4 protein-coding genes are annotated in these 8,799 nt (G+C 46.9%); 2 read left to right on the top strand and 2 right to left on the bottom strand.

From position 1 onward, the window contains the following. Nucleotides 1–596: 596 nt before the first annotated feature. On the bottom strand, nucleotides 597–1,424 hold the full coding sequence (locus tag KSP24_RS10605) for an HAD-IIB family hydrolase (protein ID WP_216975104.1): 828 nt from the start codon (nucleotides 1,422–1,424) through the stop codon (nucleotides 597–599). Nucleotides 1,425–1,509: 85 nt separating this feature from the next. Between KSP24_RS10605 and KSP24_RS10600 the strand changes: the two genes are divergently transcribed. Beyond that, nucleotides 1,510–2,493: a LacI family DNA-binding transcriptional regulator gene (locus KSP24_RS10600; protein ID WP_216975103.1), complete on the top strand. Its 984-nt coding sequence runs from the start codon at nucleotides 1,510–1,512 to the stop codon at nucleotides 2,491–2,493. A gap of 639 nt (nucleotides 2,494–3,132) precedes the next feature. Here KSP24_RS10600 and KSP24_RS10595 read toward each other — a convergent pair. Next, complete coding sequence (locus tag KSP24_RS10595) at nucleotides 3,133–4,449, bottom strand: erythromycin esterase family protein (protein ID WP_216975102.1); 1,317 nt, start codon at nucleotides 4,447–4,449, stop codon at nucleotides 3,133–3,135. 276 nt (nucleotides 4,450–4,725) lie between these two features. Here KSP24_RS10595 and KSP24_RS10590 point away from each other — a divergent pair, with 276 nt between their 5' ends. After that, on the top strand, nucleotides 4,726–8,751 hold the full coding sequence (locus tag KSP24_RS10590) for a DUF5695 domain-containing protein (protein WP_216975101.1): 4,026 nt from the start codon (nucleotides 4,726–4,728) through the stop codon (nucleotides 8,749–8,751). The last annotated feature ends 48 nt before the right edge of the window (nucleotides 8,752–8,799 follow it).

The following is an 8,799-nucleotide window of genomic DNA, read 5'->3' as shown; positions in this document are numbered from 1 at the left end:
CTTGAACCCATTTTGAGATCGCTTTGTGATTGGGGGGGGAATTACGCAGAGCAATCCTTCGCTCCGGGCGAGATTGAGATTTTGTATCTGGATTAACTGTCGGGGGACAAGAGCATAGTCCCATTTGAAGTCGCTATTTTAGCGGCTTTTTTGTTTTATCGTTTTACGTTGATGTTTTCGAGTGATGAGCAATATTCTAGTACAGGTTACTTCGTAATTAACAAGGTGCACTACAAAACTAAGGACACAAAACTTGTCTCAGAGATTAATAAGTACGTCTTGGATTATGGCAAAAGCATCATGCCCCAGCTGTTGCCAGGAGTCTGAGCAAACAGGTAAGCGGTTGAGGCTAATGACAATGAACCCATTACGCTAACGGGATACGATAGTTCAATACAAACAAGAAGGCAGCCGATCAAAGTGATTGGCTGCCTTTGTTTAACTAATGGGCAGGATGGAGTGACTTTTGTGTAGAAAATTAAAAACGAACAAATCAAGTTCGTGCGCAAGATCTAGCGATGCGCTTTGAAGTGCCGGTTCGCACGATTTACCGAGACTTAGATCGGCTAAATATAGCTGGGCAAACGCTATATGAATTACTCCCCAAAGAAATTTCTGCATACATGCAAAATTCCCTCGGCGTAAGGATAAGGGGCAACGTTGTTGTGGCATGACTTTGCCTCTGCCGTTGCATTCTGGAGAAGATATCCATGGGCAACCATCTGAAGCATCTCGATGTCATTTCCACTGTCACCGAAAGCCAATGTTTTGGACAGGGGTACCTGACTATAATCCGTCAGGAATTGCACAGCCGCTTTCTTTCCAGTTCCTGGGGGGATAAAATCGACATCATATGCGTGCTCCGGATCACCCGCCTTGGGATTGCAAATATTGATATTAATTCCGATCCCATGATTTGCAGCCAGATGCCTGATGATACTTATATCATATTGGGTTTTGACCGCTGATACCGGATAATAATAGTAGTTCATTTTGTATAGCGATTGACCCAATTGAGTCTGTTCGTGAAGAACAATGTTGAATGTTGATTTTAATTCGCTAATTAAATCTTCTACATCTCTTCGAGAGAATCCGGAGGCCCTTATGATCTTTGCCCATGAAGGAACAGCGACCAGTTGTCCGTCAGGCTCGACTTCCCACAACTCTGTGCCCAGATTGCTCGCTATAAAATGGGGGAGCTGCGTCATACCGGCTATATTCATTTTTGCTTGTATTTGCTGAACACTACTTCCGGTGACCCAAGCTATCTTTACCTGATGATTTCTGGCAAGCTGCTGGAGGTATTGTTCCAGTTCGTACACCATTTTGAGTTGTTCAGGCAAACATTCATGCGGATAATAAGTTTCGTCAAAATCAAACAATATCAGATATTCGGTTACAGCGGGGGTATATATGACTTTCATGAGTATAGCTCCTCCTATAGTTTGTTAACGATATCATAGTTGCAGGGAACGTTCCCAGGTCAATACTTTAGATGAGGTGTTAATTTTGCCCACCATAATTGATATTTCACGTGTAAGCGGTCTCTCCAAGTCGACGGTATCACGTGTGTTAAATGACCATCCTCATGTATCTATTGAAAGCAGACAAAAAGTACAGAAAGCCATTACGGAGCTGGGATATGTCCGCAATACGCAGGGGGTTCAGTTGCGTCTACAGGCCAGTAATCATATCGGTGTGCTTGTCCCGGATGTGGAACATCCCTATTTCAGTCAGCTTGTTAGTACATTAAGTCGATCTTTAGGCTCAATGGGGTATCAACTTGTCATCTATCAGACCGAATTATCCCGGGAGTATGAACGTGATGTGTATGCTCGATTGGCACGTCGAGAAATGGATGCCGTGGTTATTGCTCATTCTCATTTCTCGGAGAGAGAAATTAAAGAATATATAGGTTCTTACATTGGAATCATATGCAACGAAGCGATGGACGGAGAGTTTCTTGATGTCTTTCGATTGGATGAAGAAGATGCGGTCTTTCAAGCGACAGCATATTTGCTGTCCAAGGGGCGCCGTCATCTGTTTTTCTGTATGGATCACCTGACACAATTGCAAGAGAAAAGATGGAATGGGTTTCAAATGGCTCACCAACAATTCGGTCTTGCCTGTACAAAATCACAATGTTATACGGGTCTGATGACTATGGAAGATGGTTATGCCTTGGGAGAACAATTATTTACTTCTGATCAATTGCCGGATGGAATGATAACAGGTAGTGACTTTGTAGCTACTGGTTTATTGAAAGCAGCAAAGCAAAGGGGGATATCCGTGCCTCAAGAAATGTCCGTCATCGGATTTGATAACCATCCTGTAGGATTAATGACTAATCCAGAACTGACCACATTAACCAATTGTATTCCTGATATGGTAAGGGATGTTACGGAATGTCTTACCCGGCGATTGAAGGGGATGCGATCTGCTCCTATAACGAAAATCTACAAGACTTCGTTGATTATACGTAATTCTACTTAAAAAAAGTGAAGTGAAAGACAAAGAAAAAGAAGGATAGTGAAATCCTTCTATCGGTCAGGAAGATACATGTCTGAAGAGGAATTGAAGCGTTACTAGATCTCTTCGTTGTGGTACTTGAATTTCTAGACAAAATGGAAGTATTTCTAAACAAGAAGATATTCAGTGGTTCTTTTACACTGTAGGAGAAAGAATGGAAAGCAGGTTCCAGATGAATTTACCGTCCTTCATGTTCCTAGCCAAATCTATGCGGTATTCGATGCAGATGCTAATATCAATAGAGGCCTACGACATAAATGTATTGCGTTGTAGCGATCACTTCCAAGGCCGACAGGACCGGAAATTGTGGAATGAGCAAGGAATCAGGCACATCCGTCCGTCCGCCATATGCACCAGACGGAAAGCCAGGAAATAGAGGGTGTTTCTCCAGATTTCCGTGATGGGGACATCCCTTTTTTGATAAATGCATAAAAAACTAACGGACCGTTTAGTTCAATAAAAAAGCAGCAGGCTCAGACTGATAAAAATAAAGTCTGTGCCTGCCACTTTTTGAATTGGAGCCAGCCTCATAGTTATTATCCGAAGCCTGACGGTAAACGCTACCCAGCCATCCAGCATCCCACAGACGTTTCTTGCGAGCTGTTATTCTGAAAATAAAGCATCCGTTGCAACCGGCTGAAGGATAGGCAGTGGCTGGAGGGCGGTGGTCCGATCGAGATGAACAAACGCATTATAACGATCCGCCATGCTGGAAGGCACGTAATTGCCGAACCGCTCATGAGCAGGCTCATATACCACACCGATGGCACGGTGGCCAATGGTCGTATGCAGCATGGAAGATGCATCGGAGAGCATTATCATGCCATTTCGGCCGCCTCCCGCCTGGTGCATGTAATACTCCCAGCTTTCTGGCTGTCCGGGCGGGACGGTCATTTTCTCAACCGGAGATCCCCAAGCTCTTCCAGCCAGTACCTCGCCCTGATAGGTCCCGAAGCCAATGGCAAACACCCGATGTTCTGGATCCTCCCGCAGCAGCTGACCCACATTAACCATGCCATCCGCCATCATATCCGTTGCCCGCGCATCACCGATATGCGTATTATGCTCCCAGACAATGGCTTTTGCCGAGGCCCCGTAATAGGACATGATTCGCTTGAGGGACTCAACCATATGTTTGTCCCGTATATTCCAGGACTGTGGGCCGCCCCGGACCATCGTACGATAGTAGGCCTCCGAGCTGGAAGTGACGAGCATGTTCACCTCCGCATTCAGCTCTTCCTCACTTCCCGGATACGCCATGCGCCGGCTCTGCATCTGCTGTAGCAGTTCAACCACTTCTTTCTCACAGCTCTCCGAGAGCAATCCTGCCGCAATGCCATAAGACTGACGGTCCCTGCTATATGGGTCGAAACAGGCGTATGTCCTGCGGGCCTGTTTCAGTTGGGGAGAATTGGTCTCCTCCAAATAACTGATAATCGCTTCCATCGATTCCCATAACGAGTACATATCAATGCCATAAAATCCAACCTTCGCACGGACACTGCCGCCGCCGTGATTCGCCTCATTGTACTCCTTGAGCCACTCCGCGAAATCACGAATGTCCTTATTCGCCCACATCCATGTCGGCCAGCGGGTAAAATCACCCAGTGCATCGGCTGCCGAGGAATCGGCCCCCTCCATCCCTTTAACATACCGGTTCACCCGATAAGCAGAGGGCCAGTCTCCTTCCACACCGATAATGTTAAAACCCTTGCTTGTAATCAGCTTCTTCGAAAGCTCGGCCCGAACTCGGTAGAAATCAGAAGTCCCATGGCTCGCCTCACCGAGCAGCACAATATCTGCATCTCCGATGGCCTTAACCATGCGGTCCAGATTCTCCATTCCATCCAATGGGATAAATAATGCATTCAGCTCTTTCAAATAAGCGTTTTGCTCTGGTGGATTATCATTCGAATTCATGAAGTTGTTCCCTCCTACAGACGGTATGAGTGAATTATTTCCGATTTGTCCATTCATTAATCCAAAACATGGTGTCTGTTGGTATGAATGATTTATCCCCCGATTAGGTTGAAATCCTATATAAATCGGTTGAAAATGTTGATTTTACCAATGGACAAGGATTTGTACAATAGAGTTGTAGCGCTTACATTTCCAAGGAGGTTGCGGCGAAATGAAGAGACTTCAGCTGATTGACAAGCAAATCAGGACCCCGAGATCGAAAAGGAGGCCGTGTTGATGAAATTTAAGGGAATATTGGCGGCGTTTTTGTTTTTAACCACAGCGTCTGTGTTGTTTGGGACGCATACAGCAGAAGCCCATGAACTATCTAATGACAAGCTGACGATTCAGACAGGCGAGCATGGCGAGATTTCATCTATCCGTATCAAGGGAGATGCTTTTCCGACCGAATATGTCATGAACGCAACGGTGACACCTGAGCAGAACACGGCAGATCATCAGTGGCTAGGGGAGCTGATGTTCACGTATCGACTGGATGGAGGTAGCTGGACGAAGGCATGGACGAATAAGTCGGCAGACGCGCGTAAGATCACGACCAGCGGCAACCGCGTTACGGTCACGTACGAGAACTCAAGTAACGCAGAAGGCATACGCAATTTTAAAGTTATTGAAACCTATTCGGCGGAGTCGAATGGTTCGGTACTGTGGAATATACAGGTACAGAATACCAGCGGCAAAAAATTGGAGATTGGCGATTTTGGATTGCCCCTACCTTTTAATGAACAGTGGACTTATGGTGATGCAATTTACGAAACGAGAGTCGTGACGCATTCCTTTGTCGGCAATAACAGCTCCTATATTACAGCTGGGCGTCCCAGCGGCATCGGGTCTTCCCTGCTATTGATCCCTGATTCCACAACAGGCGCTGGGTTTGAGTATCAGGATCACTGGCGGGATGAAGAGCATCCGGGCAGCAAATGGGCCTGGAACCCGGCCAACGAAGGCAAATGGCTGGAGGGATTGAATGTATTTTATATTCATTCCAATGTCATCAAGTCCACCAACCGTGGATATTTACCCAACACAAGCCTGATCCTGAATCCAGGACAAAGCAAAAACTATGGCTTCAAGTTCCTGGCGGTAAAGGACGAGCATGATGTAAAAGATACGTTGTATCAAGAAAACTTGGTGGATACTACAGTTGTACCAGGCATGATTGTGCCTACGAATCAAAAGGCGAAGGTGGATCTGCGTACCAAGCAAACGATCAACAAGGTGACCTATCCAGACGGAACCGTTATTCCGCAGACGGATAGCAAGGCTGGAGGACATCAGATTTATGAACTGAAATTTACTAAGCTGGGCCCGAACTTCATAACGGTAGAATACGGCAATGGCAACAAAACGGTTTTACAATTCTATGCCATTGAGCCGATTGATCAGGCGCTGCAACGGCACGCTACTTTTATGGTAGACAAAACCCAGTGGAACGTGCCAGGTGATCTGCGTGATAAGGTATTTGACGATTGGATGATGCATACCAAATCCAAACGCAACATTTTCAATGGCTATTGGGGCTGGGGGGACGATTGGGGTCTGACCCACGGACAGTTTCTGGCTGAGAAAAACACACTCTCTCCAGTCGCCAAAGAGGTGCGGGCCGTAGACGATTATTTGGAGACGGCAATTTGGACGAATCTGATGAATGGACATCATGAGGATTATTTAATTCATGATTTCCTGATGCCGGAGCCCAATGATACACCGACCTATCGGGGATATGCATACCCGCATGTATATAACACGTATTTCAGCATGTATAAGATTGCCAAGGAATACCCGGATCTCGTCACTTACAAGCATCCGAAGGAAACCTATTTGCTGCGGGCTTATAACATTTTCAAAGCATTGTATGAAGGACCGGTTGCGTACAACTGGGAAACAGGTTTGATGGGCGAGCTGACCACGCCGGATATTATTCAGACCCTTCATGATGAAGGCTACGATGATGAAGCGAACGATCTCAAGGAAAAAATGGACCGCAAATATAACAATTTTAAAAATACAAAGTATCCTTATGGTTCTGAATATAGCTACGACAATACAGGCGAAGAGGCTGTATATACGTTAGCCAAGCAGAATATAGATACAGAGGGTGAGCAAAGTAAAGCCCTGGAAATGATGGGTAAAATCAATGCCAAAACTCGTGCATCACGCGGCCATATGCCTGTATGGTACTACTATACCGATCCGGTGACGATTACCGGGGAGAACTGGTTTAACTTCCAGTACACGACTTCACTTGCGGGATATGCGATGGATGACTGGATCCGTCATCATGAGGACAATCATCGCGAGGAGCAACAACGGCTGTCCTATGCTGCCAAAATTGCCAATGTCGGAGCGATTAATTCCGGACAAATCAGTTCGGACCCTGAGAACATCGGGGCGGTTGCATGGACGTATCAAGCAGAAAAAGGCAATAACGGTACAAACGGTACCGGCGGCGGTAAAAATGTTCCGCTCTTTAACGGCTGGCGCGGCATGAGCGGTGAGGCTGACCTCGGATTGTTTGGTGCACTTAAAACCTTAAGCGCGGATATCGCGATTGATCCAATTTTTGGATTGACGGGCTACGGTGCAGAGGTGAGTAAAAGCGGTAACGTGTATACGATCAAGCCGCTGGACGGTTTGTTCAAACGAGTCAACCTGATTACGGAAAAGCTGTATATCGAGCTGGAAAAGGACCAGTATACAGAAGCCAAGCTGGCAACATCCAAGGATTATGTATGGCTCCAATTGAAAAATCAAACGCCGGGCCAAGCTCATTCTACGTACGTTACATTTGATGGCTTAAAGAAAGGAACGTACCTGGTTAAAGTGGGTGGTCAATCACAAGGCAAGTTTAATGCGTATGCACCAACCAATAAGCTTAAGTTGGAAATGGGTACAGCATCCTCCTATACAGTAGAGCTGACACCCACCACACCTGATCCCAACAAAGCACCTGTCGTTGATGCAGGCAAGGATTCCAAGGTGAAGCTGCCGGATCAGATTATTCTGAAAGGTACAGCTACAGATGATGGACTTCCGCAAGGAAAGGTGACCAGCGAGTGGAGTCTGGTTGAAGGACCACAGAACGCGAAGGTCACATTCAGCAGCAAAACATCACTACGCTCGAAGGTGAACGTTTCTGAACCAGGAACGTATATATTCAAGCTGACAGCCAGCGACTCCCAGTTATCAGGAGAGGCTAAAGTAACTGTGATAGCTGAACCGGCGGCACCGTTACCTGAACAGCTTGCCGTTTACAAGTTCGACGAAACCAGCGGTGCTGTTGCTGCGGATTCATCGGAAAGCGGCAATGATGCTACCGTTAAGGGAACTGCGGCATGGGCTGCGGGGAAAAGAGGCAACGCTGTGAGCCTGAACGGCAAGGACAGCTATGTGCAGCTTCCGGCGGGGATTGTCAGCCGGGCACAGCAATTGACCGTATCCGGCTGGGTCAAAGCGAACAGCCTGAGCGACTATGTGCGGATTTTTGACTTCGGCTCCGGGACCAATGAATATATGTTCCTGACTCCTAAAGCCGGGAACCGGATGCTATTTGCCATTACGAATCAAGGTAACGGGCAAGGACAGGAGCAGACGATTGATGCCCCTGTATTGCCGACAGGCGTATGGAAGCATGTTGCAGTCACGCTTTCGGGCTCCACAGGTATTTTGTACGTGGATGGGAAAGAAGTGGGACGCAATACCAACCTGACCTTGAATCCAACCAGTCTGGGACAGACGAAAAATAATTTTATCGGTAAGTCCCAGTACCCTGATCCGTATTTCAATGGTCTGGTGGATGAATTCCGGATCTATAGCCGCGCTTTGAATGCAAACGAGGTGGCAGGTCTGGCCTCCGGTACAGCACAGAGTCTGACGGCAACTGAGAACATCACTGCGTTAAAAGAGGTGAATGTAACAACTCATGTCGGTGAAAAACTTGAACTGCCAAGCGTAGTGGAAGCTACGTATGGAGAAGGCTCCACCAAATGGGTGGCTGTGGAATGGGAGGATATAGACCCTGCACAATATGCTGCTCCAGGTTCGTTTGAATTGAAGGGCAAAGTGGAAGGGACAGAGTTGAAGGCATTGGCCAAGGTGACTGTGATTGAGGCAGGGGCAGTGACTTCACCGGTAACTCCGATTAGCCCGGAGACTTCAGTAACCCCGCCAACTACGACATCCCCGGCAACATCTGTCTTACCGTCTCGGCTTATCAGCCCAGCTAAATCAGTGGGAGTATCCTGAATAAGAGGCAACAACGCATAGTCATGGCTAATCTTTCCCATCGTCACT

It is taken from the genome of Paenibacillus sp. AK121 (assembly GCF_019042715.1).
GTDB lineage: Bacteria > Bacillota > Bacilli > Paenibacillales > Paenibacillaceae > Paenibacillus > Paenibacillus polymyxa_C.
The sequence above is the reverse complement of the archived record's forward strand: the minus strand, read 5'-3'. Positions and strand labels throughout refer to the sequence as shown.